General features: G+C 50.2%; 22 protein-coding genes. 3 read left to right on the top strand and 19 right to left on the bottom strand.

The genetic code is table 11. The features are described 5' to 3' along the window. Positions 1-126: 126 nt before the first annotated feature. The 15 genes from ACTNDI_RS09230 to mutY all read right to left on the bottom strand — a co-directional run bounded on the left by ACTNDI_RS09230 (position 127) and on the right by mutY (position 17,078). Positions 127-933: a hypothetical protein gene (locus ACTNDI_RS09230; RefSeq protein ID WP_441100691.1), complete on the bottom strand. Its 807-nt coding sequence runs from the start codon at positions 931-933 to the stop codon at positions 127-129. Beyond that, positions 930-2,027 carry a DUF6077 domain-containing protein gene (locus ACTNDI_RS09235; protein ID WP_441100692.1) on the bottom strand — a complete coding sequence of 366 codons (1,098 nt, stop codon included), beginning with the start codon at positions 2,025-2,027 and terminating at the stop codon, positions 930-932. Before ACTNDI_RS09235 ends, ACTNDI_RS09230 begins: the two co-directional genes overlap by 4 nt. A gap of 77 nt (positions 2,028-2,104) precedes the next feature. Continuing rightward, positions 2,105-3,025 carry a glycosyltransferase family 2 protein gene (locus ACTNDI_RS09240; RefSeq protein WP_441100693.1) on the bottom strand — a complete coding sequence of 307 codons (921 nt, stop codon included), beginning with the start codon at positions 3,023-3,025 and terminating at the stop codon, positions 2,105-2,107. A 257-nt stretch (positions 3,026-3,282) separates the two neighbouring features. Further along, a complete protein-coding gene (rfbD, locus tag ACTNDI_RS09245; RefSeq protein WP_441100694.1) occupies positions 3,283-4,203 on the bottom strand; it encodes a dTDP-4-dehydrorhamnose reductase in 921 nt (306 codons plus the stop codon). Next, the gene (gene rfbB, locus ACTNDI_RS09250) at positions 4,203-5,234 is read right to left on the bottom strand and encodes a dTDP-glucose 4,6-dehydratase (RefSeq protein ID WP_441100695.1); all 1,032 of its coding nucleotides are present in this window, start codon (positions 5,232-5,234) and stop codon (positions 4,203-4,205) included. Before rfbB ends, rfbD begins: the two co-directional genes overlap by 1 nt. A gap of 27 nt (positions 5,235-5,261) precedes the next feature. Then, positions 5,262-6,164 carry a glucose-1-phosphate thymidylyltransferase RfbA gene (gene rfbA, locus ACTNDI_RS09255; protein ID WP_441100696.1) on the bottom strand — a complete coding sequence of 301 codons (903 nt, stop codon included), beginning with the start codon at positions 6,162-6,164 and terminating at the stop codon, positions 5,262-5,264. Between the two features lie 177 nt (positions 6,165-6,341). Continuing rightward, entirely contained in the window at positions 6,342-7,691 is a 1,350-nt protein-coding gene (locus tag ACTNDI_RS09260; protein ID WP_441100697.1) for a hypothetical protein, read from the bottom strand. A gap of 130 nt (positions 7,692-7,821) precedes the next feature. Beyond that, a complete protein-coding gene (locus tag ACTNDI_RS09265; protein WP_441100698.1) occupies positions 7,822-9,210 on the bottom strand; it encodes an exopolysaccharide biosynthesis polyprenyl glycosylphosphotransferase in 1,389 nt (462 codons plus the stop codon). Positions 9,211-9,396: 186 nt separating this feature from the next. Then, positions 9,397-9,999: a sigma-70 family RNA polymerase sigma factor gene (locus tag ACTNDI_RS09270; RefSeq protein WP_441100699.1), complete on the bottom strand. Its 603-nt coding sequence runs from the start codon at positions 9,997-9,999 to the stop codon at positions 9,397-9,399. A gap of 189 nt (positions 10,000-10,188) precedes the next feature. Beyond that, a complete protein-coding gene (rlmB, locus tag ACTNDI_RS09275) occupies positions 10,189-10,905 on the bottom strand; it encodes a 23S rRNA (guanosine(2251)-2'-O)-methyltransferase RlmB (protein WP_441100735.1) in 717 nt (238 codons plus the stop codon). A gap of 516 nt (positions 10,906-11,421) precedes the next feature. Continuing rightward, complete coding sequence (locus ACTNDI_RS09280) at positions 11,422-11,952, bottom strand: Mini-ribonuclease 3 (RefSeq protein ID WP_441100700.1); 531 nt, start codon at positions 11,950-11,952, stop codon at positions 11,422-11,424. A gap of 164 nt (positions 11,953-12,116) precedes the next feature. Then, complete coding sequence (gene cysS / locus ACTNDI_RS09285) at positions 12,117-13,601, bottom strand: cysteine--tRNA ligase (RefSeq protein ID WP_441100736.1); 1,485 nt, start codon at positions 13,599-13,601, stop codon at positions 12,117-12,119. A gap of 240 nt (positions 13,602-13,841) precedes the next feature. Next, the gene (ispF, locus tag ACTNDI_RS09290; protein WP_441100701.1) at positions 13,842-14,411 is read right to left on the bottom strand and encodes a 2-C-methyl-D-erythritol 2,4-cyclodiphosphate synthase; all 570 of its coding nucleotides are present in this window, start codon (positions 14,409-14,411) and stop codon (positions 13,842-13,844) included. A gap of 33 nt (positions 14,412-14,444) precedes the next feature. Further along, positions 14,445-15,473, bottom strand: coding sequence for a glycosyltransferase family 2 protein (locus tag ACTNDI_RS09295; protein WP_441100702.1), 1,029 nt, complete (start codon positions 15,471-15,473; stop codon positions 14,445-14,447). Positions 15,474-15,848: 375 nt separating this feature from the next. Continuing rightward, on the bottom strand, positions 15,849-17,078 hold the full coding sequence (gene mutY / locus ACTNDI_RS09300) for an A/G-specific adenine glycosylase (protein WP_441100703.1): 1,230 nt from the start codon (positions 17,076-17,078) through the stop codon (positions 15,849-15,851). 386 nt (positions 17,079-17,464) lie between these two features. Between mutY and ACTNDI_RS09305 the strand changes: the two genes are divergently transcribed. From ACTNDI_RS09305 to ACTNDI_RS09315, 3 genes are all read left to right on the top strand, one after another. After that, complete coding sequence (locus ACTNDI_RS09305) at positions 17,465-18,343, top strand: HAD family hydrolase (protein ID WP_441100704.1); 879 nt, start codon at positions 17,465-17,467, stop codon at positions 18,341-18,343. Between the two features lie 175 nt (positions 18,344-18,518). Further along, positions 18,519-18,776: a TIGR03905 family TSCPD domain-containing protein gene (locus ACTNDI_RS09310; RefSeq protein ID WP_441100705.1), complete on the top strand. Its 258-nt coding sequence runs from the start codon at positions 18,519-18,521 to the stop codon at positions 18,774-18,776. 323 nt (positions 18,777-19,099) lie between these two features. Then, complete coding sequence (locus ACTNDI_RS09315) at positions 19,100-19,531, top strand: Hsp20/alpha crystallin family protein (RefSeq protein WP_441100706.1); 432 nt, start codon at positions 19,100-19,102, stop codon at positions 19,529-19,531. 129 nt (positions 19,532-19,660) lie between these two features. Here ACTNDI_RS09315 and ACTNDI_RS09320 read toward each other — a convergent pair whose 3' ends face one another. The 4 genes from ACTNDI_RS09320 to ACTNDI_RS09335 all read right to left on the bottom strand — a co-directional run bounded on the left by ACTNDI_RS09320 (position 19,661) and on the right by ACTNDI_RS09335 (position 24,674). Continuing rightward, positions 19,661-20,671: an AraC family transcriptional regulator gene (locus tag ACTNDI_RS09320; RefSeq protein ID WP_441100707.1), complete on the bottom strand. Its 1,011-nt coding sequence runs from the start codon at positions 20,669-20,671 to the stop codon at positions 19,661-19,663. Positions 20,672-20,688: 17 nt separating this feature from the next. Then, entirely contained in the window at positions 20,689-21,654 is a 966-nt protein-coding gene (locus ACTNDI_RS09325; protein ID WP_441100708.1) for a glycoside hydrolase family 25 protein, read from the bottom strand. A 134-nt stretch (positions 21,655-21,788) separates the two neighbouring features. Then, complete coding sequence (locus tag ACTNDI_RS09330; protein ID WP_441100709.1) at positions 21,789-23,198, bottom strand: radical SAM protein; 1,410 nt, start codon at positions 23,196-23,198, stop codon at positions 21,789-21,791. Between the two features lie 432 nt (positions 23,199-23,630). Continuing rightward, positions 23,631-24,674 carry a CapA family protein gene (locus ACTNDI_RS09335; RefSeq protein ID WP_441100710.1) on the bottom strand — a complete coding sequence of 348 codons (1,044 nt, stop codon included), beginning with the start codon at positions 24,672-24,674 and terminating at the stop codon, positions 23,631-23,633. Positions 24,675-24,677: the final 3 nt, after the last annotated feature.

The raw sequence follows: 24,677 nt of genomic DNA on the forward strand, positions 1-24,677 counted from the left end.
CTCCGCCTGTCACGAAGCCCAAGGCCTGCCTTTTGGCGGCCGCCTTCTATGCTTCGACGTTCTCCTAAGAACGAAAAACGTCACTTTCTGAGTATTCTGCCGAAATCTGTCTAAACAGCTTTCTTCTCAGCCCGGCAGTACCCTGCAGATCAGATAGCCGTCCACCGTATCCATATATTCAAATCCTACGCTGCTCATGGCGTCTGAATAGAAGGTGCCGTCATAGCTCTCCGCGTCCTCCTGCCGGTAGCCCGGTGCCTGGGAGGGGAGCATCACCAGGTAATCATAATCCATGTTCAGCATGCTGCCGCGGACAAGGTTCAGGTCCGGCTGCGGCTGCGTCATCTGCTGATAAACAGAGTACTGATCACCCCCGATATAATCGATATAGCCCCACGCATTCCGCCCATACATCAGATGTACGTCCGGTGAATACTGACGGATGTAACAGAACAGCGAGGAATCCACTGCCGCGCGCGGCTCGCTGTCAAGGGAGAGAAGCGCATCAGCCACATCCACCGATGCCTGCGGCAGCTTGTAACGGTTCTGTGCTCTCACGAAACGATCCTTGTATATGAACGTTCCGGTCGCGGCTGAAACTGCCAAAGCAAGAACGATCACGGCAGCCTTCATGAAGTTTTTCCGCATCCTGCATACAAGGCTCACCATTGCTGCCGCGATCACAGGCAGAACCGGCACCATCCAGAACGCCCTCCAGTACGCGTAGTCAAACAGCTTTCTCCAGCAATACCGGTAAAGAAGCGGATTGAATATCAGAACGCCGAGCAGAATGGATGGATAAACGAGAAGCTTTCGTTTTTCCTTCTCCGCGAAAAACAGATAGATCAAGGCAACGATCCATAAAAGCAGAAACCAGTTGCCCGCAAAGGATTCCCGCACCTTGTCCAGAACCTGCCTCCATGCATCTGTCATAGAACGATCCTCCCGATTTTACACATATAGTAGAGCCCGCCGAACACGACAGAAGGCAGAAGTACCACAGGAACCTTCCAGATCGCCCTCCACCTGCGGCATCCAAGAATGTACCAGATCGAGCAGATCCCGATCATGGACGCCGCAATGATAATGCCCATCCCGGATAGGAGACAGCATGCCAGGTCTGTAATCAGAAGCATCCAGATGGCCCTCTCTTCCGCGGCGTGTCTGTACAGATAGATAAAGCAGTACAGGATCATCGGTATTCCCACTCCCGCGACCACGGCCTTCCCCTGCCAGATCCGCAGAAGCGCAAACTCCGACTGTGTGCGAGTAGATCCCGCAAAAAAGAGCTGGAGAAAAGCGACAATCAGACAGAATAAAATTGCCTTCCGTCTGTCATCCCCGAACAGTTCCATACCCGCCAGGCAGTAGATCCCATAGCCGAGGAGCAGAAGAATCACCGGAAGTACCGTGTGCGCAAGCACCGCCGGATGCATTGCAGTGAGTCTCGCCAGCATTGCGATGTAGATCATCCACGGAGAGACGGCATCCTTCAGATAGTCTCCGCCCCAGTTCTGGAGATTCAGTTCACCCGTCGCGGCATTCTCCGTGAGCATCCGGTTGGTCTTCCATGTGTATACCGCATGAGCGATAAACCGGGAATCATCCTCATCCAGATGCATTCCAAACAGATATACCGCACATTGGAAACCCACGATCACAAGCAGAAGCAGCAGCAGAACCAGAGCAGTCCTGTCACGGAAAAGCCCCGGCTGCTTCCGGTGCCTTGCATCGAACCGGATAAACGGAACCTTTCTGCGAATAGAGACGAAGATAATCACAAGCGCCGCCAGAATCAGAAGCCACAGCAGGATCACATGCCGAAAGTCCTGTCGAAGGAAAATCATGGGAACTGCCACCGCCTCAAAGACCGCCCACATCAGCAGATTTCCGGCGACAAGATTCAGGACGGACCGTCTGACAATATTATTCTCATATAGGTGCAGAAGATCCGTAAGGATATATCCGCAGATGCCGGGAATCACCAGAAATACAAGCAGCAGTCCCGGAATACTTTTAATCAGCATATAAAACACTTTCTCTGTCTTGTTTTCAGATATTGCAGTCTGTTATTTTACCATGTTGCTTCCGGATTGTAAAATCGTCAGATATAGAACAGCTGTCCCAGGATCCTGACCAGATCGCCTTTCAGAAAACGTCCCTTAAGCAGGGCAGCCATCCTTCTCGGCTTTGAAAAGTCCGGAATACGCAGAAACTCCTCGAGTGCGTTCTTCGAGTCTTCAGGCATTATACTGCCGAATCTCTCATACAGCAACCTTGCCTCCGCAAAATTCAGCTTCAGATTATATCTGGTATTCCTGTCCATCAGCTTACCGATACGATAGGAAAAGCTTCTGACATTCACCGCACTCACCACATTATCGCCGTGCTGCCGGTAGTACATCAGCTTTTCCGGAAGATGAACGACCTCGCCGAGGGCGCTGACATACTGCGCGGCCCACCAGTCATGCATACGGATCCTCGGATCATAATCTCCCATAAGCCGGTAAGCTGCCCGGTTCATCATGACCGTGCATCCCGTCACATAATTCTGCACCAGAAGATGTCGGAAATCTGTGCGGTGTCCGTAGACCTGCAGCTGCTTCTCGCGGACCGGGACGGGATTCAGCGCCGCGTCTGCCACAATATAGTCAGAAAAAACCAGAAGCGGGCAATCCGCGCCTCTTGCCTTCTCCTTTTCTGCCATGACCTGCAGCGTCCTCCTGACCTTCTCCTTTTTCCAGACATCGTCCTGATCGCAGAACATAATGTATTCCCCGGCCGCATGCTTCACGAGCTCCATGAAATTTGGCGTCGGCCCTCCGCAGCGGATCTGATCACAGATCACGCGAATCTTCTCCGGATATTTCTGCGCATAATCCTCCAGAATCCCCTGTGTGCCATCAGTGGAACCATCGTCACGGATCAGAATCCGGATATTCTTCTCCGATTGCGAGAGAAGAGACTCCAGCTGCTCGGCCAGATATCTCTCTCCATTATAGGTTGCAAGCAAAATTTCTACCATATATTTATCCTGATAAAATGTCTGTTGCGGATCACTGCCTGTATACATTGCGTCAGCACTGGTCTGTGATCGAATGCACGCGCGAACGCAAAAAGGAACGACCGCAGTAAAACGGTTTCTTTCCTCTCGGAATCCCAGGTTTTATGCGACTGTTCCTTTTCTCTTTGATCCGGCTTTCAATGCCCGCTCACATCCGCCGGCTTTACTGTCACAGCGGATTCAATGGTGTTTATATCTGTCCGCCACATTCGCCGATATCAGCGGATCTCACCGATCTCAACCAGAAAACGATGCAAAGCATCCTTCCAGTCCGGAAGCGGCTGAAAGCCATTCTCAACAAGCTTCGATTTATCCAGGCGGCTGTTAAAGGGCCGCGCCGCCTTCGACAGTCCGTACTCCGCGGTAGTAACCGGGGTGACTCTGGTCTGCATGCCGGCCTGTCTGTATATCTCTTTTGTAAAGTCATACCACGAAATATATCCGCCCTCATTCGTGGCATGATAATATCCGTACTTATCGGTTTCGATCATATCCACCAGAAGCCGCGCCAGATCCAGCGTATAGGTCGGCGTTCCGATCTGATCATTTACCACGCGTACTTCCGAATGCGTCCTGCCTACATTCAGCATCGTCCGGATGAAATTCTTACCGTTCAGTCCGAATACCCAGGCAATCCGCACGATGAAGTACTTCTCAAGGATCTCAGAGACGGCGAGCTCCCCTCCCAGCTTTGACTTTCCATACACATTGAGCGGAGCGTAGTCCCTGCAGTCCGGCTTCCATGGCTCTGTTCCCTGTCCGTCAAACACGTAATCCGTGCTGATGTAGACCATCTTTGCATCCGCTTTTCGCGCTGCGCGGGCGATATTCCTCGTTCCGTCCACATTGATCGCCATAACCTTCGGCCTGTTTTCCTCATCCTCGGCAGCGTCAACCGCAGTCCATGCCGCACAGTGCACAATGACATCCGGCTTCACCTCGGAAATGACGCGATCCACCGCATCCTCGTCCGTTATATTGAGGGATACATACGGCATCCTGGTTACCGCTGATCCTTCATTGATACCGCTGTAGGAAGGAGCAAGATCCGTTCCTACCCCTTCCAGGCCTCTTGCCGCCAGCTCATTCATTACATCGTGTCCGAGCTGCCCGGCCACGCCTGTCACAAATACCTTCATCAGCCGATAACCTCTTTCTTCCCGTACATCTCATTATAATAGTTCTGGTAATCGCCACGAATAATGTTCTCCCACCATTCCTTGTGATCCAGATACCACTGAATGGTCTTCTTGATTCCATCCTTGAACATCGTCTCCGGCAACCAGCCGAGCTCATTGTGGATCTTGGTCGGATCAATGGCGTATCTCTGATCGTGGCCTTTTCGGTCGGTGACATGCTCGATCAGAGAATATGGCTTACCCAGATAATCCAGGATCAGCTTTACGATGTCGATGTTGTGCATCTCATTGTGACCGCCGATGTTGTAGACCTCTCCAACTGTTCCCTTCCGCATGATGAGGTCGATGGCCTTGCAGTGATCCTCCACATAAAGCCAGTCACGTACATTCAGGCCCTCTCCATAAACCGGGAGTTTTTTGTCCGCCAGTGCATTCGCGATCATCAGAGGAATCAGCTTTTCCGGAAACTGATAGGGGCCGTAGTTGTTTGAGCAGCGGCTGATCGTTACCGGAAGCCCATAGGTTCTGTGGTATGCGTTAACCAGAAGATCCGCGGATGCCTTGGATGTGCTGTAAGGACTGGAGGTATGAATCGGTGTATCCTCATGGAAAAACAGATCCGGGCGGTCCAGCGGAAGATCTCCGTAAACCTCATCCGTAGAAACCTGATGATACCTGTGAATGCCATACTTGCGGCAGGCGTCCATCAGCACCGAGGTTCCGATGATATTCGTCTCGAGGAAGATCGTCGGATTCTCGATCGAACGGTCCACATGAGACTCCGCGGCAAAATTCACGACGATGTCCGGTTTTTCCTCCTCAAACAGTCTGTAAACTCCCTCTCTGTCACAGATATCAAGTTTGACAAAGCGGAAATTCGGCTTTTCCAGAACCGGCGCCAGCGTAGACAGGTTGCCGGCATAGGTCAGCTTGTCCAGGCAGATGATCCTGTCCTCCGGATGCTGCTCCAGCTCATAGAAAATAAAATTGCTTCCGATAAATCCGGCACCGCCGGTAACGATAATATTCATGATTTTCTCCTTTACTCCCGTCACACTTCAGTCATTGTGAAGGATATCGACATATTTGTTGTTCAGAACGTCCATCAGATACTGGCCGTACTGATTCTTCTTCAGCTCCTCATACTCCCGGAGTACCTGTTCTCTTGTGATCCAGCCGTTCAGATAGGCAATTTCCTCGAGGCAGGCGATCTTGCGGTGCTGATGCTGCTCTGTGATCTTTACAAAGTTTGTGGCATCCACAAGACTCTCATGTGTACCGGTGTCCAGCCAGGTAAATCCCTGTCCCAGAAGCTCGACATTCAGTTCCCCATTCTGCAGATAGATCTTGTTCAGGTCCGTGATCTCGAGCTCTCCTCTTGCCGACGGTTTTAACTTCTGAGCATACTCCACCACGCGGTTGTCGTAGAAATACAGTCCGGTCACACAGTAATTGCTCTTGGGCTTCGCCGGCTTTTCTTCGATGGAAACTGCTCTTCCGTCCCTGTCAAACTCCACGATGCCAAATCTCTCCGGATCATCGACATAATAGCCGAACACCGTAGCTCCCTTTCCGGTTTCCGCATTTTCCACGGCAGCTCTCAGGCGTTTCTTCAGCCCATGGCCGGCGAAAATATTATCTCCGAGGATCATGGCAACCGGCTCATCCCCGATAAAGTCCGCTCCGATGATAAAAGCCTGAGCGAGACCATCCGGAGACGGCTGCACCTTATACTGCAGCGAGATGCCGAACTGATGCCCGTCTCCGAGAAGCTCCTCAAAGCGCGGCGTGTCCGCCGGCGTTGAAATGATCAGTATATCACGAATCCCCGCGTTCATCAGAACGGAGAGCGGATAGTAGATCATGGGTTTGTCATAAATCGGGAGAAGCTGCTTCGATGTCACCTTAGTCAGCGGATATAACCTGGTTCCGGATCCGCCTGCCAGAATGATTCCTTTCATATCAATGCCTTTCTGTACTCTGTTTATCTTTTTTCTTTTGTTACCTGTTTCGCTGTTGACCATTTTCTCTGTTAACCGAGTTATTTCTTGACCAATGTCTCTGTTAACCGGTTTTATTTACGCGAACAGTGAGCCGCAGCCGAATGCGAAGTATTCGTGTGCTGCCTGTTCCCCCTGTTACGCAATTATGGAAGACCGCGGCAAAAGCTTCTGCTCCTCCAGCGCCCGTTCGAGCGTCCGGTTAAACGCCTCCTGTGTAAAATTCCTGCGGTACAAATCCACGCATTTCCTGCGCGCCTGCGGATCTTCCGCAACTGCAATCAGTCTGTCCAGGATCAGATTCAGATCTTCCTCCGTCATCGTCATCAGGTTGTCGGGAATATTTACACCAATACCGCATGTCGACGCAAATTCCCATAAATCTCCCTTGATGCTGTTGATCAGCGGAACCCCATATGACAGATAGTCAATGGATTTCATTGACAATCCGACATGCACATCCGTCCGCATCACATTGATGCCAAGACAGCAGCGGGAAAGAATCTCTGCCTTCCGGTCTTCCTCATAGACCGCTCCGCGGCAGACAGTCTCGACACCGCTGTTCCGGAGCTCCCGGATAAAATCGTCTCTGTGCTCTCCCTCTCCGATGATATCCGCAATAACCTTCCTTCGGCGGTTCAACGCCCCCAGAAGATACGCAATCCTCGGAATATCAATGATATTGTTGATTGCGCCGATGTACGCAATGCGGAGACTCTGCTCCGGACACGACGATTTTCTGACCACGGCATCATCAACCACAGCATCATGGGCTATGACATCATGGGCTATGTTATCATGAGCTACGTTATCATGGGCTATATTGTCACGAGCTACATTATCACGGGTTGCGTTATCATGGACAGCTGTCTTCTCTGGATTTGGCGCTCCTCCGGGATCTGTCCGAATCCTTTCGCCTGACGCTCTATATTTATTATCACCGGAAAGTTTGCACCAGTAAAGAGTATATGTTCTGTTCTCTGGTAAATCAAGCTGTTCCCGATAAAAACCACATTCCGTGAAGATCACGTCAGCACATCCCAGATGATGATCCCGAAGATTTCTCCATCTCCGGATCGGCGTCAGGTGAGCTGCCGCCCTCAGCGGGAGCGATTCCGGCCAGAGATCAATCAGGTCAAAAATCACACGAACGCCTGTTTTCCTGCGAATCCGTTCTGCTTCCGCAGCAAAGGAATTGGCAGGAATCATAAAATAAATCAGATCGAAGCCCCCAGATTCCAGATATGCCCCTGCGTCGAGCGCAAATCGGCGGATTGCCATGAGACGCGTAAGCGAAAGATTCCTGGTATATGGTCTGAGGTGGATGTAGACATGATTTTCCGCTTCTCTTTGAACCGTTCGTTTGCCATGATGATCGAAATCTGAAAAAACGCGAACAGCGGTATGCCCTTTTTCCTCGAAAAACTGGGCTACCGCTTCTGCTCTGTCTTCAAATGTTGAGGAATGCGTTACGATCGCAACCTTCATAAAGATCCCTTTCCAAAAATATCAGGATAATACCTGGCAAAAATCCGACGGCAGAAGCCGCTGCTTCCCCACAGAGACTGTCCTGTTCTTCTCGCTGTCTGTTCTCCGCGCCATACACAAATCACGTCTCTCAGCTGCCGTGCTGTTCCTCATTCTGCCTGGTTTTTTCGTTCATCTTCTGCTGGGCTTCCTGATCAAAGCCCTCCGTGCTTTCCGGCTGAAATACGGTTCTCGCAGTCAAAAGCACCAGCTTGACATCCATCAGAATGGACTGATTCTCGATATACATCAGATCAAGAAGAAGCTTATCATGCGCGGAGGTATTATACTTGCCGAATACCTGAGCGTAGCCGGTAAGTCCGCCCTTGACCGAAAGCCGGTAACGAAATTCCGGTATTTCCCTGACGTACTCGTCCACGTGCTCCACCCGCTCCGGTCTTGGGCCGACAAAGCTCATATCCCCTTTGAGGATGTTGAAAAACTGGGGGAACTCATCCAGCCGAAACTTCCGGATCACCCGTCCGGTCCTTGTAATTCTGGGATCCCTGTCCGTTGTCGGAAGGACTCCGTACTTATCCGCATCGACAACCATACTCCGGAACTTCAGGATCTCAAAAACCCTCGCGTCCTTGGTATAGCGCTTCTGGCGGAAGAATACCGGCCCGTGATCCTCTGCCTTGATGCAGATGGCGACAACCAGCATGACAGGAGACGTGACGATGATAAGAAACAGAGAAAAAATAATATCCAGCGCACGCTTTATCCCCTGATATTTCTTGTTATTATAGTTATACTCATACTTCATCAGCGGAGTATCCAGAAGATGCTTCGGCTCACAGCCTAGGCCAAAGATATCCAGAAGCTCAGGGGTGTAGTAGAAATTCTTCTTGTGCTCAATGCACATCTCGCTAACAGCCGCCCTTGTCTCAAAGGTAACGCCATACATGATGACGGTGCAGCAGCCCTGCATGTGCTGCAGCAGTATTTCTTCCCCGATCTCCTCTCTCTCGGTATAAATAACGGAAAACAGATGCTTGTATTTCTTCAGAAGTCTCTGTTCAAATGCAAGCACCTCCTCCGGACTGATCTTTTTCCCGTAAAGTACCAGCGTCTTCTGCGGTGCGACATGCTTCATGAAGTACCGCTTCGTGAAAACGACAATGTTTATCGTTCCGACCAGCTGAAGCAAAACAATAAAAGCTCCCGGCAGAATATTGACCACCTGGTTGTAGATCAGACAACACTCCACATACAGGATAAAATCCGTAATGGCAAAGGAAATAAACTGCGAAAAGACGATCTCTCCCATATTTGTGGACGCGATACGGAACGCCTTGTACACACTGCAAAGGAGATTGTAAATGATATAAAAGATCAGGATACTGGCGATCATGCCGGGTATCTTGTAGGTATCAAACGCGTAGTCGTTATAAAAGAATGCCCATACAAGTGCAAACAGGCCGACATTCCATAGACGGAGTACCAGCCTGGCGGAGTGGGTAACCTTTTTGTTCTCCATATTTATCCTCGTTACCTTTCGTCAGGAAAGGATGATGACATAGTTAGATTAATTTTAGCATACGCGAAGTTCCTTGTAAAGAATCCGGAATCTGCTGGCCTGACCGGATCCGGAAACCGGATTCTGACAAACTGACCGGATCCGAAAGCCGGATTCTGACACCGGGGCTGAATTCCTTCTGCCTGCTCATAGACCCTTTCGAACGACAATCTGCTGCACCTTCCCGCGGATTCTCTGGAGAGCATTGTCTATGGATTTCGGGGTTCGGTTCATTCTCCCGGCAATCTCATGATAATCCAACCCGTCCAGATATAATTCGAGAACCTCTCTCTCCATCCGGCTCAGTGCCTGATTGATCTCATCCCGGAGATTTCTGGCATTTTCAAAATCAATCAAAATATTCTCCGGACTGTCCGCGGCACCCAACTCCGCGTCCTTGCGGTTATCCTGAAGCTCGCTGATGGAAATCGAGCTGTTTAGCGGCCTGTGCTTTTGCCGGCTTGCGGATAGCACAGCCGTATACATCTGCCTGGAAATCAGAAGTCCGGCATAGGTCCGGAACGATGCATTTTCGTCCGGGTTATAATCCCGGATTGCCTTGAACAACCCGAGCATTCCCTCCTGCAGCAGGTCCTCCCTGTCTCCGCCGGCCAGGTAAAGCTCCCTCGCCAGAGAACGGACCGTTTTCTTGTACTTTTCAAGCAGAAAATCCTCGATCCCGGTCTCGCCGCTGCGAAGCCGGCGAATCAGTTCCTCGTCCGGAACTCCCTCGTACTCACTGTTTTTCATAATCCTGTATATTTATTGAAGAACAATTTGCTGTCTGAAGCCTCACGGTTTCTGCCAGGCCATTCTGTGGTTGCCGCGAGCCTCTGCGTATCTAACCTGAATCAACCGCCTCGCGTGCAGACGTAATAGCATTCTGTGGCTGCCGCGAGCCTCTGTATCTAACGGATAATTCTACGATTGCCGGATACTTCAGCGTCTCTGACGAACAATTTCATAGGCCAGCACACCAGCCGCCACGGATGCATTAAGGGAATCGATATCTCCCTTCATTGGAACCGAAGCGACAAAATCGCACTTTTCCCTGACCAGCCGGCTCACACCCTCTCCCTCATTTCCGATGACAAGTCCGATGGGGCCGGTGAGATCCAGGTCATACATCGGGGTTCCGCCCATATCCGCGCAGACAAACCAGATGCCTTCTTTCTTCAGTTCGTCGATGACAGCCGCAAGATTCGTGACCTTCGCGACCGGCGTGTAGTTAATCGCGCCGGCAGAGGCTTTTGCGACGGTCGCAGTCAGCCCTACCGCGCGGTGTTTCGTGATAATTACGCCATGCGCCCCCGCAAGATTCGCGGTACGGATGATGGCTCCGAGATTGTGCGGATCCTCAATACCATCCAGAAGAAAGAGGAAAGGTTTCTCTCCCTTTTCCTTTGCCGCCTTCAGCATGTCGGAAACCTCAGCATAAGGATAAGAGGCGACAATCGCAATCACCCCCTGGTGGCTTCCGGTCTCAGACATCATGTTCAGCCTTTCCTTCGGAACGTAGCTGATGATTGTCCCGGCTTTTCTGGCCTCTCTCGCAATTGTCATGATCATCCCATCATGAAGGTTTTCCTGCAGATAGACCTTGTCTACGCTCCGGCCGGAACGGAAGGCCTCAAGTACCGCATTTTTGCCCTCCAGACGGTTCGGATTCTCCTCGAACTCCCGGTCCGCCTCCGTCTGACGCCGCGCTGCTGTTTTCTCCGTTCTTTCCCTTCTTCTTAGATCCTTATAACTTCCGTTTTTCCCAGACGATTCATTGCCTCCGTTTTTCCCGTACATTCCTTTGTATCCGTCATTTTTCCGGGATACACCTCTATAACCGCCACTTCTTCCGGGTTCATCCCTCAAATTGCTCTTATAAGCTCCGCTTCTCCCAGATCCTTCCTCTCGATATCTGTCAAAACCGCCGCCATGCCTTCCGGCACCCGGCCTCTGTTCTCTCGAAGATCCACTGTTATTATACGAATTTCTCATCACATCCTCCTCCTGTGTGTCTGTCCGTCTGGAATTGCGAAAGTACGCAGCACGGAGCAAGCCGCAGCCTATACAGTATGTGGTACCCCGCCTGCGGGGCTTAGGAGTTTACTGTTCTACCTCTCCGAAATCTCCGAAAGCGCAGACAGGCCACCTGCCACAAAGCGTGTGCAGATCCGGTTATGACTTTGCCGTCTTCCCTGTGTGGTTGTCCGGATCTGTTTCCTTTTCCGCAATACGGAAGGGAGATTCTCCGAGATTCCGGTAATGTTCTGATATCCCTGTACTGACGAGTTCCACCAGTCTTCCGACATCTCCCTTCAGATACAGGTATCCGCAGACAGCCTCAAAGCCTGTAGCTCTCCGGTACTCCTGAATACTCGCATTCTTTGCGTGCGTATATGCCTTGGCATTCCTGCCCCGATGAAATACACGCTTCTCATCCTCTGTCAGGAGATCTCTCTCCTCGAACACACCGATCATCTCCGACTGTGTCTCCGCCTTGACAAGGCTGCTGGCCGTTCGATGAAGCTTATTCACAGGAGCATTTGATTCCCGCACAAGCAGCGTCCGTATGATCAGCTCATAGATGCAGTCTCCGATATACGCAAGCGTCAGCGGTGAATACTGTTTCGCGTCAAAATCCGGAAGCGCATATTTTTCCTCCAGATTGCGGACGAGCTCCGCCGCCAGATTTTCTCTCTCATCCAATCTGTTTTCCCTCTGCTTTTCTTCTGCTTTTCTTCTGCTTTTCTTCTGGTTTTTTCTGCTTTTCTTCCGTCACAGGCAATCCTTCCGGAAAAATCACGTCCTCTCCTGTTTCACCTCTGCTGTTTCTTCCGATTCTTCCCGCTCACATCAATCTTCCGGAAAGATCACTTTCTCTCCCACTTCACGCCATCCCGGGTGTCCTTCAATATGATGCCTTTTGCGAGAAGCTCATCACGGATGGCATCTGCCTTTGCAAAATCCTTCGCCTTGCGGGCCGCGTTCCGTTCAGCAATCTTCTGTTCGATCTCTTCGTCCAGAGCTTCCTCTCTGACATCGACGATCAGTCCGAGAATATCGGACAGTTCGACAATTTCCTTCTTCACCGCCTCAGCGAACTCCCGGGAACTGTCCGCGGTGACCTCTACATTCGCGAATTTCACGAGATTAAAAATCGCTGTCTCGGCGTCCGCCGTATTCAGGTCATCGTCCATCGCTTTCTCAAATTCAAGGCGGAAACGCCGCATATCCTCCGGCCAGATCTCTGCTCCGGTCATCGGGTCCTTTTTGAGCTCAAACGGGATTCTTCTTCCCTCTTCATCGATGCCGAGCTTTCTCTTCTCATCCTCCGTCAGGGACACGCTCTTTGCCCCGGCAATATGATCGTTCAGGGTGCTCACCGCGGTTCGGATTCTGCCAAGGGAAGCCTTTGCGGCCTCCATGATATCGGCACTGAAGTTCAGAACCCTTCGGTAATGCGCCGAGAGCATGAAGAAACGGAGAACCTGAAGGTCATAATGCTCACCGACCTCACGCACTGTCTTGAAATTTCCAAGTGATTTCGACATCTTCACGTTATCGATATTCAGGAACGCATTGTGGAGCCAGTAGTGAGCAAACTCCTGACCGGTTGCGCATTCCACCTGGGCAATCTCATTCTCGTGATGCGGGAAGATCAGATCCTCTCCGCCTGCATGAATGTCGATAGTGGTCGCGTGCAGATACTTTCGGGACATCACGCAGCACTCGGTGTGCCAGCCCGGCCTTCCATCTCCCCAGGGGCTTTTCCAGAAGGGTTCCCCCTCCTTTTTGGGTTTCCACAGTACAAAATCGAGCGGGTCTTCCTTCTCAGCCTCACCCGTTACTTTAAGATCCCGGAATCCCGAACGCAGATCATCAAGATTCTTATGGGAGAGCTTGCCATATCCCGGATCCTTTCTGGTGCGGAAATAAACGGTCCCGTTCACATTGTAGGCAAATCCTTTTTCCTCAAGATCCCGGATTAGGCGGATCATACCATCGATCTCCTGCGTCGCGAGAGGATGCGTCGTGGCCGGAAGAACATTCATGTCTGCCATATCCTTCTTCGTCTCCCGGATATACTTCTGCGAAAGCTCCGCCGCCGTTACTCCCTCCTCATTCGCTCTCTGAATGATCTTGTCATCGACATCGGTAAAGTTCGACACATAGTTCACATCATAGCCCTTGTAAGTCAGGTAGCGCCGAAGCGTATCAAACACGATCATGGGTCTCGCGTTGCCGATGTGAATCAGGTTGTAAACGGTCGGTCCGCATACATACATCGTGACCTTACCCGGTGTGATCGGTTTAAACTCCTGTTTCGTCTTTGTCAGTGTATTATAAAATCTGATTGACATCTGGTATGCCTCCTGTAAAATATCATAACGGTCACGCTGTGACCGGATTCTTCTCTTTTAATCTGTATCCGGCTTAATCTGCATCCGGTTTAATCTGTATCCGCTTTTTAATATGTATACGATTTTTAATCTGCATCCGATTTTATCTCTATCCGATTTAATCTGCATCCGATTTAATCTGTATCCGATCACACGGACCTGTATCCGGATCCGCGTCCGGGAACTGTCTGACAATTACCGGACATCCGCTTCGGTCTTGGCAAGCGTACGCATCGGACAGGAAGCGCATCCATGTCCGGAGCCTTCCATACGGTCATCCGGCATCTGCTCCAGCGCTCGTTCAATCAGGCACACCGCCTGCGCGGAAATTCCTTCTCCGCTCCCTGTGAAGCCGAGGCCTTCCTCCGTAGTTGCCTTGATATTCACCTGATCCTCAAGCAGGCCAAGCGCTTCCGCGACGTTTCCGGCCATCTCATCCAGATACGGCCTCAGCTTAGGCCTCTGGCAGATGATCGTGCAGTCAATATTCGAAATAATGTACATGCCGTCTTCAAGCATCCCGCCGACTTTTCGGAGCAGATCCATACTGGATGCGCCCTCATATGCAGGATCTGTATCCGGAAAATGATAGCCGATGTCCTTCATCGCAGCAGCACCGAGAAGCGCATCCATGATGGCATGCAGAGCAACGTCGGCGTCAGAATGCCCCAGAAGCCCTTTCTCATAAGGTATTTCAACGCCGCAGAGGATCAGCTTCCGCCCCTCTGTCAGCTTGTGTACATCATATCCTGTTCCTATTCTCATTCTGTGATAAGCACCTGTCGCACCATTCCCGAATCAGTCAAAGCCGAAGACCTTCTCCAGAACATGATACCCTTTCTTTACTACTTTTCGTCCACCCTCCCCGGGAAGATTCAGCGCCACACCGGACGCGCTGGCACGAATTTTCAGAAACGCCATATAATCGACCTTCTTCAGACGATTCCACAGCGGAGCCTTTTCCTTCAGCATCTCCGGGTCTTCGGAACGCATCATCATGGAAGTCGTTATCATCATGATGATCAATACATCATGGATCAAAAATTCTCTCTGCTTCGGATGAAGGCGAAGTTTATGGAACTGTTCAAAGTAATCCAGCATGAGATAGGCAACCCGGAGCTGCTGCGGAAATCTCGTCATCATGACCTTCTCGTTCACGCTCTGATCCGAACGGCCGATAAAGTAGCGGTACAGGTTGACATTCAGATAATACATGGTCTTTACCCTGGAAAAAGGCACAAACGCATAGATATTATCAACATAGAATGTATGCTCCGGAAGTCTCAGTTTCACCTCCCTGAGCAGCTCTGTCCGGTAAATCAGCGAATGCATCAGCACATAGTGGAACACATTCATCCGTTTTACCTGATCCCAGCCGAAGATTCTGCCTTCCGGAAAATACATTCTGTATCGCATCACATATTTTCTGTATTTCCGATTCTGCTTCTCATACACATAATTCGCAAAAAAAGCGTCGACGATATTGCCGGACTTTGCAAGCCCCCGCAAAGCGTCGAGCACCCTTTCAAAAGCGCTTCTGTCCAGCCAGTCATCGCTATCCACAACCTTGAAATAGAGTCCGGTCGCATGATCGATTCCGGTATTGACAGCCCCGCCGTGACCTTTGTTTTCCTGGTGAATAGCCCGGACAATCGTCGGATATTTTTCCTGATATTCATCCGCGATCTCTGCGGTCCTATCCTTCGTCGATCCGTCATCAACGATCAGAATCTCAACATCCTCACCTCCGGTAAGGAGAGATTCAATGCACTTTCTCATGTAGCTTTCGGAATTGTAACATGGTACAGTAACGCTGAGTAACTTCATCTTCCCCGTTAAACCTTTCTTTCAATTCGGCAGAATATACCGTTTCTATAATGCCACAAGACCTGTCAAATTGCAATCTCGCATATCCTTGCCCGATCACGCAGGCCGTTCTCCGCACATCATCCTTCACGCCGACTGCTGTTTTCGCCTGCCCCTCCGGCCATTCCATTTTACGCAAACATCCGTTTACGCCGCCTTCCCGTCTGTTTCCGGCACGCGTCTCCGGCCATTCCATTCTACGCAAACATCCGCTTACGCCGCCTTCCCGTCTGTTTCCGGCACGGTTTCGTGAGCAGAGACAGATAATATATAAATGCCACTATGCAGATACAGTTTTTTCCTGACAGAAGACCTGACGGGCTGATTCCCATGGATTTATCTCTTTTGCAATCCGGCGCTCCCGGCATTCTCTGCTCTGTTCAGATTCAGTGCGTCCGCATAGGCCTTGTAGGCGGAGGGAACAGCATACTTTCTTCTTATTTCATCAATCTCCGCAAAAAACAGACCGGCTCCCGCTTTCTTGTCAGAAGTCTCGTCTGCCCCCACGGACAGGCGATCCGGAAAAGAGCCGACCCGGATCTCATATCCTCTCATCTGCCACTCAATATGCGAAAAAATATGTCTGCTGTCTGCCAGTCTCCTAATATAAAGAGCCGGCAGTCCCAGCTCCTTCACCTTGTTCAGCGCCTCCTCTTCGCTAAGGCTCCCCTCAAGGTTCGGAAACTCATACAATCCTGCAAGCAGCCCCTTCTCCGGCCTTCGGTTCAGAAGTACCCTGTCTCCGTCCCGCACCACAAGGATCGTCCGGTTCTCCATCCGACGAGGCTTTTTTTCAGACTTTACGGGAAAATCCATCTCCCGCCCCTGTTCATGCGCTTTGCACCACTTTACAAGCGGACACTCTGCGCATTTCGGCACCCCCTTCGGCAGACAAATTGTCGCTCCCAGGTCCATCATGCCCTGGTTGAAGTCCCCGGGTGTAATCGGATTCTCTGCTGTGCTGCCAGATAACTCCAGCTTCATCACCCCTGTCAGACTGTCTTCAATCTCTTTGCGGTATTTCTGCCTTGTGATGTCAGAGGAATCTGCCAGTACCCGGGTTATTACCCGGAGTACATTCCCATCTACTGCCGCCTGCGGCTTTCCGAATGCAATCGAAGCGATTGCTCCGGCTGTGTAGTCTCCGACCCCTTTAAGGGTTTTCAGTGTCTTCACGTCGTCCGGAATCTTTCCTCCGAAATCATTCATGATCTGGATTGCGGCTTTCTGCATATTCCGGACTCTGCTGTAATACCCGAGGCCCTCCCACAGCTTCATGAGGCGGTCCTCTGGGCAGCACGCAAGGTCTCTGACCGTGGGAAGCGCAAGCAGAAATTTAGTGTAATACTCCTTCACTGCCTCCACCCGGGTCTGCTGAAGCATAATCTCCGATATCCATGTGTGATACGGATTTTTCTCCCTTCTCCAGGGAAGATCTCTCCTGTTCTTCTGATACCATCTGCCCAGAGGAAGTATAATCCGCCGCATCTCCCCGAACCTGTCCTCCGAGACTTTTTTCTTCAAACTCAGTTCCTCCGGAATCACATTCTCTGAGTTCCTGTCCACTGAAAATTCCTCCGATTCTGCTGTCTTCTGATTTTCTACCCTCTGATTATCCACATTGTTTTACCTGGCAGTTATACACGATATTCTCCGAGGCATCTTCGAGTCATTATAACAGACTCAATGTAAATCGAACAGATACTCCGAACCACTCAGGGCGATACACCAGTCTGGACAGCAATAAAGATTGGCACCTGCCGCATAAGCTATATCCCTAATCCCCAATCTGGACGGCAATAAAGATTGACACCTGTCGCATAACCTATATACAATAGGAAAAGCAGCTCCACTTCCCGTCAGGCGCGGCCATCCGCTTCTGCCTGAATACCGGTGACACAGATATCCGGAAGCTGCAGCAGAAGACAAGAGTCAAACAGAAAAGAGGTTATATGAACAAACTGCAGACAGACGGAATCATCTTCGATGTTGACGGCACGCTTTGGGATACCACGCCGATTGTTGCCGAGGCATGGAATACCGTGCTGGATTCTATGAACCGGGACTACCGCTCCCGTCATCTCCCTCCCCTTCATCTGATTCACCCGGAGGGCGGAGGTTCAGGCTCGCGGATTGTAAGCGAAGATCTGCGACGTGAATTCGGAAAGCCGCTCGAGACTATCGCCAAGGATCTGCTTCCGGATCTTCCCGATGCAGAAAAGGCTGATCTCCTTCGTCAATGGTATGATGCCGAGGAAATTGCAATCGACCGCAACCCTCCCGAGCCTTATGACGGACTGGAACGAACTCTTCAGACTCTCACGGGAATCGACCCCCGGAAATCCGGAGAATCGGAAGCCGGTCTGCCCCGCACAAAAGCCTCGCATCAGCTGCCACCAGGTATTCCCTGCTTCATCGTCAGTAATTGCCAGAGCGGTTATATTGAGCAGTTTCTCCGGCTGACCGGTCTTGGCTGCTATATCACGGATCATCTCTGTCCCGGAGACACAGACAGACTTAAGGCGTATAATATCTATCGCATTGCTTCTGAATATCATCTTCAGAACGCTCTTTACATCGGCGATATTCAGGCGGACTTTGACGCGACAAGGGAGGCGGACCGTCTCCTGAAGAAAGAGGCCCGGCAGAAACAGGAAAACGGATGTTTTGATTCATCGCGCAATGATTGCAAAGTCCCCGATCCCTCCATACGCTTCCTCTGGGCATCCTACGGATTCGGAAGTGTAACAGATCCGGATGGAATCATCCGGCGAATCTGCGACCTACCTGATCTGATCATCTCCTCAAAAACGAAGGCAGATCACATATAAATTGTGAATGAAATGCATCCGTCAGGATTGACGCTTCACACTTAAGATTGCGTGTAAGGCGATCCACAGCAGCTAGGCTAATTGGCATGAATGAGCATCCCACATAAGAGCGCGTGTGAAGCACGCGAAAGAGATAACATTAACATCACACATATACACAGAAAGAAGGATTTTTATGCATTACCAGTACAAAACAAAAGGAACCTGTTCCCAGCTCATTGATTTCGACATCAATGACGGCATTCTCACAAATGTACGCTTTACCGGAGGCTGCAACGGAAATCTCTCCGGCATCAGCCGTCTGGTCGAGGGCCGCAAGGCAACTGAAGTCGCAGACATCTTAAAGGGCACAACCTGCGGATTTAAAAACACCTCCTGTCCGGACCAGCTTTCCAGGGCTCTCCTCGAGGCTGTTGAAAACGCCTCGAAATAACCGAAAAGAAGTCTGTTTCGCGCCGGTTCCTGCAGCCGGCGCGATTTTTCACGCGATCATGTTTTATTTTTTAAGAAAAATTAGCACTCGCCACTTGACAGTGCTAGTAACAAGTGTTATAACAAAATTGTTCCAAAAAGAAGGAACTCATAAAACAACAATAAAGAAACAATAAAACAGTGCCAATAAAATAGTACCAATAAAACAACAGCAATAAAACGGCACAAAACAGAAGCAGCACAGAAAGACCGCTTCTATGGAACAGGCTTCCTGAATAGCCGCCTCGTATTACAGAAAATCAAAACACAAAGGAGGAATGACTTATGTTACTGCCGGAACTTTTTGGAGATACTTTTGATGACTTTATGGATCAGGCATGGAATGGACGTTGGTTCAACGCACCTTCTGCTTCCGCTCACCGCATGAATACAGATATTAAGGAAACAAAGGACAGCTATCAGTTGGAGATGGAACTTCCGGGATACGGAAAAGATGAGGTACACGCCGAGCTTAAAGACGGTTATCTGACGGTCACCGCAGCAAGAAACGAGAATAACGACAAGAAGGATGAAAACGGCAGATATGTACGCCGTGAGCGCTATACCGGCACCGTAACCAGATCCTTCTATGTCGGTGAAAACATCGAACCGGAAGACATACACGCAAAATTTGAAAATGGAATTCTGACTCTCAGTATTCCAAAAGAAGTACCGAAGAAGGAAGAAACAAAAAAGACCATTGCCATCGAAGGATAAAACGATTCTGGTCCTTCCTCACTTTCTCACAGAATCATATAGAGTAAAACGGCAGAGCCATCCGAACCGGCATTCCGGTCACGGATGGCTCCTCTCTTTAATAAGTATCGCATCTTGATAAGTATCGTATTAAAGCCGTATCCGTGAGTCTTTCCTGTGCCGGCTCCGGAATTCCTTCGGCGTCATCTGATATCTCTCGCGAAAAATCCTATGAAAATAGCTGTGATTCTCATACCCCACCGCATCAATGATATCATTCACCGGAAGGTCCGTGTCGCAGAGCAGACCTACCGCCTTGTTCAGGCGTTTCCGCTGAAGCAGTTCCTTAAAGTTCACTCCGGATGCCTTCTTAATCATACGGCTCAGCGTATGCGAAGGCAGGCAAAGTCCAGCGCAAAGCTCGGTCAGAGTCGCGGTCCGATAGTTCTGCTCAATATATTGCAGCGAGGTCATGAGTATCATATTCTCATATGAATCCGGTTCCATCGTTCCTGCCTTCGGAACCGCCTCCAGCAGATACAGGAAAATCAGTCCCATCGTGGTCTGATTGATCCGATTCATCCTCTGCAGCAGGAAGGGCTCTCCGCCATTCTCCTTCTGAGAAATCAGCGAATAGATCATGTTTTCGATCAGATTTTGTATCTGAAGCACATCTGCGACCTTGAAATAAAGATACTCTCCCCGTCTCTCATCCTGTCTCAGCGTATTGACGATGAAATCAGCCAGAACGTTGTTTCTTCCGATCATCTCAGAGGCAACATCGAAAAATTCAGGAAGAATCACAAAGTTGATCGCGATATCATTCCTGCCTGCCGGAAGAATCTCATGCCTTGTATACTGATTCAGGAAGAGAAGCTCGCCCCGGCTTACCCGGATCTTTTTGTGGTTGATGATATGCGTCACAGAGCCCTGGCAGATGTACATCACTTCCACATAATTATGCCTGTGCATGGGGAAATGCGCAAACCTTGTATGTGTCCGCACCGTAATCAGCTGACCGGTCTCCAGCAGCTTCGCATAATCAATGGTGAATTCCTCCCCGGAGGCATATAACTTTTTTTCAATTCCGGCTGTACCGTCCAGAATGCGCTGTTCCTCCTCTGTCACTCTGCCAAGCCGGTCCAGAAGTTCCTGATTCATTTATCTTACCTTTTTCTTCATTTGGCCCGGAAAAGAGCTGCAGAACCCGAAGAGGCCACGGCCACACCTGCAGAGGCTTCCGAACCATCCGTCGGCGTCATTTCGATGTCGAGATCCACGCTTCCGCTGACTCCATCAACCGTTCCCGTATTCGAGTACTGCCATACCCTGAATTTATACGGAGTGCCCGGCGTCGCACTGTAATTGGAAAACCAGACCGGAAGATCATAGAGCTTTGTCATATCCAGAGTAAACGACTCCCAGTGCAGATTCGTATAGAGCATCGGTTCATAGCCAGCATCCACGATTGCGAGGCTAAAGGCCTTGATATTTTGCGTGAACTGGTCACCGCTGACACCATCGGTCCGCGCAGCGCCCTCTTCCACCGTTTCCATGTCGATCGCAGCCGGAAGATCCAGATGGCGTCCGTTCAGTGTATCCGTCACAAATTTTGCCTCTTCTTCCGCCTCTGCTTCATCAATCGCCTGTGAATAAAAATAAACGCCGATATCCAGTCCTGCCTTTCTGGCTCCCTCATAATTTGTCTCAAACATAGCGTCTTCCACAAGAGAACCGTCGCTGCCATATCCACGATATCCGATTCTGAGATACGCGAATTCATAGCCGGCATTTCGGACAGCTTCCCAGTCAACCTCCCCATTATGCTCGGAAACATCGATTCCGATACGGCTGGAATAATGATCACTGTCCGTATACGTCATCTTCTGCCCATCCAATGCAAAATCCGCTGAATTGTAGTCGTTATACATATCACTCATTGAATATGAGGTGGAAAAAAGGCGCTCTGACACCTGATTATCCTCTGCGGCGTGGCTGCCGAATGCTGCAATCGCCACAAACGCTGCCGTAAAGGCAACCACTATGCCCGCAAGTATACGGTTTCGGAGAATCTTCCTCCTCTCCGCTCTCGTCACCCGGTGACGTGCACCGCTTCTTCCCCTTCTTTTCCTGTTTGCTGCCATATGCGATCAGGCAGACGCGATGCCGCCCGTTCCTTCCTAAAATCTTCTCTCACATACCTTACACACAAAAAAGGAGTGTGTCAATCTTGACACACTCCTTTTCAATATCTCTCTTCTGCCGCAGACAGATTCTGTCAGCCCTCGTCGCTGATACCCTGAATCTGATCCTCTGTCTTCGGAACATAATCCGGATGATCGGATGCCCACAGTTTCTCGGCAACCGGTGCCCAGTTCTTCGCGTATTCCTCAACCTTATGTGTCAGATGGTCTACATTCTCCGGATCTGACATATCGGTTGACTTAGCTCCGGTCGCATGAACCATTGCGCGAAGCTTTGCCGGATTCTCAAGCATCGGACACGGACGAAGCAGGTTGTCGCTGAACGGCTGTCCGTCATGATATGCCTTAAACAGCGGCTGCTGCAGGCACTCGAGAATACTGTTCTGGTGAATATTCGCCCCGGAATAATGAATGAATACGCAGGGCTCAGCGTCACCGTTCGGATTGATGTGGAAGTAAGCCTTACCACCGGCGATACATCCGGATACCCACTCACCGTCATTCTGGAAATCCATAAGGAAGATTTCCTTGCCTCCGTGGTATCCGCGGACCTCACGGATTCTGTGATACATATACTCACGCTGCTCCGGTGTCGGAACAAGCTCCATCGTTGTATCATTTCCGGTCGGCATGAAATGGAAGTACCAGCTGAACAGAACGCCCTTGTCGATCAGGAAATCAAGGAACTCATCGCTCGTAACCGCCTTATAGTTTGCGCTGGTATAGCAGATGGAAGTACCATACGGAAGTCTGTTCTCGCGAAGAAGATCCATCGTCTTCATAACCTTGTCAAATACGCCTGCGCCACGACGGTTATCTGTTGCATCCTCAAGGCCCTCGATCGACATGGAAAGCACGATGTTCTTGCATTCCTTCATGTCATCACAGAACTGCTGATCTACCAGAGTTCCATTCGTGAAGATCATAAATCCGCAGTCCTTATGAGCCTTTGCGAGCTTCACAATATCTTTCTTGCGGACCATCGGCTCTCCGCCGGTCAGAACATAACCGCGGGTTCCCAGTGCCTTTCCCTCGGTGACAATACGGTCCATATCCTCATAGGAGAGGTTCAGCGCACGGCTGTACTCAGATGCCCAGCATCCTACACAATGCAGGTTGCATGCCGAAGTCGGATCAAAAAGGATGACCCACGGCACATTGATATTGTATTTCTCCGCATTCTTTCTGGTCTCATGGTATCCAACATAGCCGGCCTCGAATCCAAATGCCATGAACAGACCCTTTACAACCTCCGGGTCAACGTCGCGAAGAATACGATCAAAAAAGTTTGCGTACTTTTCGCCCTTGGTAAATGTCTTTCTTAAATTGTCAAAAGCTTCCGGTTTCCATGTATCTCCAAGGAATTTCTGCGCCGTATCAATAACCTTGATATAGCCATCTTCCTTATTTGCTGTTTTGATTACCTGATTTAATACAAGCTCGAATGCTTTCCTCTCGGCAGCATGCACGATTGCGTTTGGCATCTTCATTAACCTCCTGATGAAACATTTATCTGACACTGCAACAATTATAAAATTTCGCTAAAAAAATGTCGAGAACAATTCCTTCAAATCAGTGGGACAAAATGAGACACCTGTCCAATTAGTGGACAACTAGCCGAAAACGTCAAATGGTCATTTTCAGCCGTACCGGCGCCATTTGTTGTACAGATTCATTAACAGGCTTGTCTTTTAAGACGAGTCACGTTGTCAGAACTGGTCAAAATTTGCGTGTAATATTTACACGCAGGCTCAGATGTATCCCCCTCCTCCAGGAGCTTCCCCTATGTTTCAGAAGGCAGCTGCAGCACTCTGTCCACCCTGCAGCCGCCTTATCGCCTCCAGAATCCTACACGCAATCTGACAAGGACGCATTCGCCAGACCATACCGCAACCTGTCTTCTCCAATCATTCCCATCAGTCTGAAAAATCAAGATAACGGCTGTCAATGGAGTCTGTCAGAACACGCTTTATGTAAGCCAGATCAAATACTGTTCCATCCGTGATGTAACCATTTATCCCGCTTGCTTTCGCCTGTTCGTCGGTGTAATCCTTCAGGAGAACCACATGCGCGTCCGCTCCGTTCTCCCCGTAGTCCGTAATAATCGGCACCAGACCCGGATCAATGACGGTAACCTCCGGTTCTGATGCATTTACGCCATCTTTGCGAAAACGAAACGTACAGTCAAGCGCCGTCCCGATCAGCTCGTCAGGCTGTTCCTGCGTTGATACAAAATTTCCCAGACAGTATGCGCAGAAAACCTTACGCCCGTCGGAAGCTGTCAGCATTTCGGCCGGCTGCACGACATGCGCATGATCACCGATAATCAGGTCGGCGCCCCAGTCTGCAAGGTTCTGAGCCATTTCCTTTTGAAAATCCGTCACCTCATGACTGTCCTCATCACCCCAGTGACACGCAACAACCACAGCGTCCGCTTTTTCATCCGCCTTCTCAATCTGTGCTTCAATAAGCGAGGTCTCATACAGATAGATCACCCTCTGGTCCGTATCTGACGGCGCATCATATATTCCTCTTCCATCCAGCTCATTCGTCATCTGTGTATACGTCAGAAACGCTATGGTCTTACCATTTGAACAGGTGTATATCGGAATATCATCGTACTTCACTTCAAACTGAGGGCTGAGGCCCGCATCGCTGTAGCCCGCAGTATAACTCGTGCTGCCGTCCGTGTCTTTTTCCCAGAGACCGGTTGTCAGGAACTTCGCGCCCGAAGGCATGTCGTTCTGCCAGAACTTCACGGCCGCATTGATTCCTTCCGTTCCAAGATCATAAATATGGTTGTTCGCGAGACTGAAGATATTGAAACCGGCTTTGTACAAATCAATCCCGTCCTGGCCCGGTGTTGAAAACTCCGGATAACCCGACGGCGTGATTTCATTGTTGATATCTGTTTCCACATCGATCCAGTTCACCTCGTGCTCCTGAACGAGATAAAACACGCT

Source organism: Bilifractor sp. HCP3S3_D3, assembly GCF_052063915.1.
Classification (GTDB): domain Bacteria; phylum Bacillota; class Clostridia; order Lachnospirales; family Lachnospiraceae; genus Bilifractor.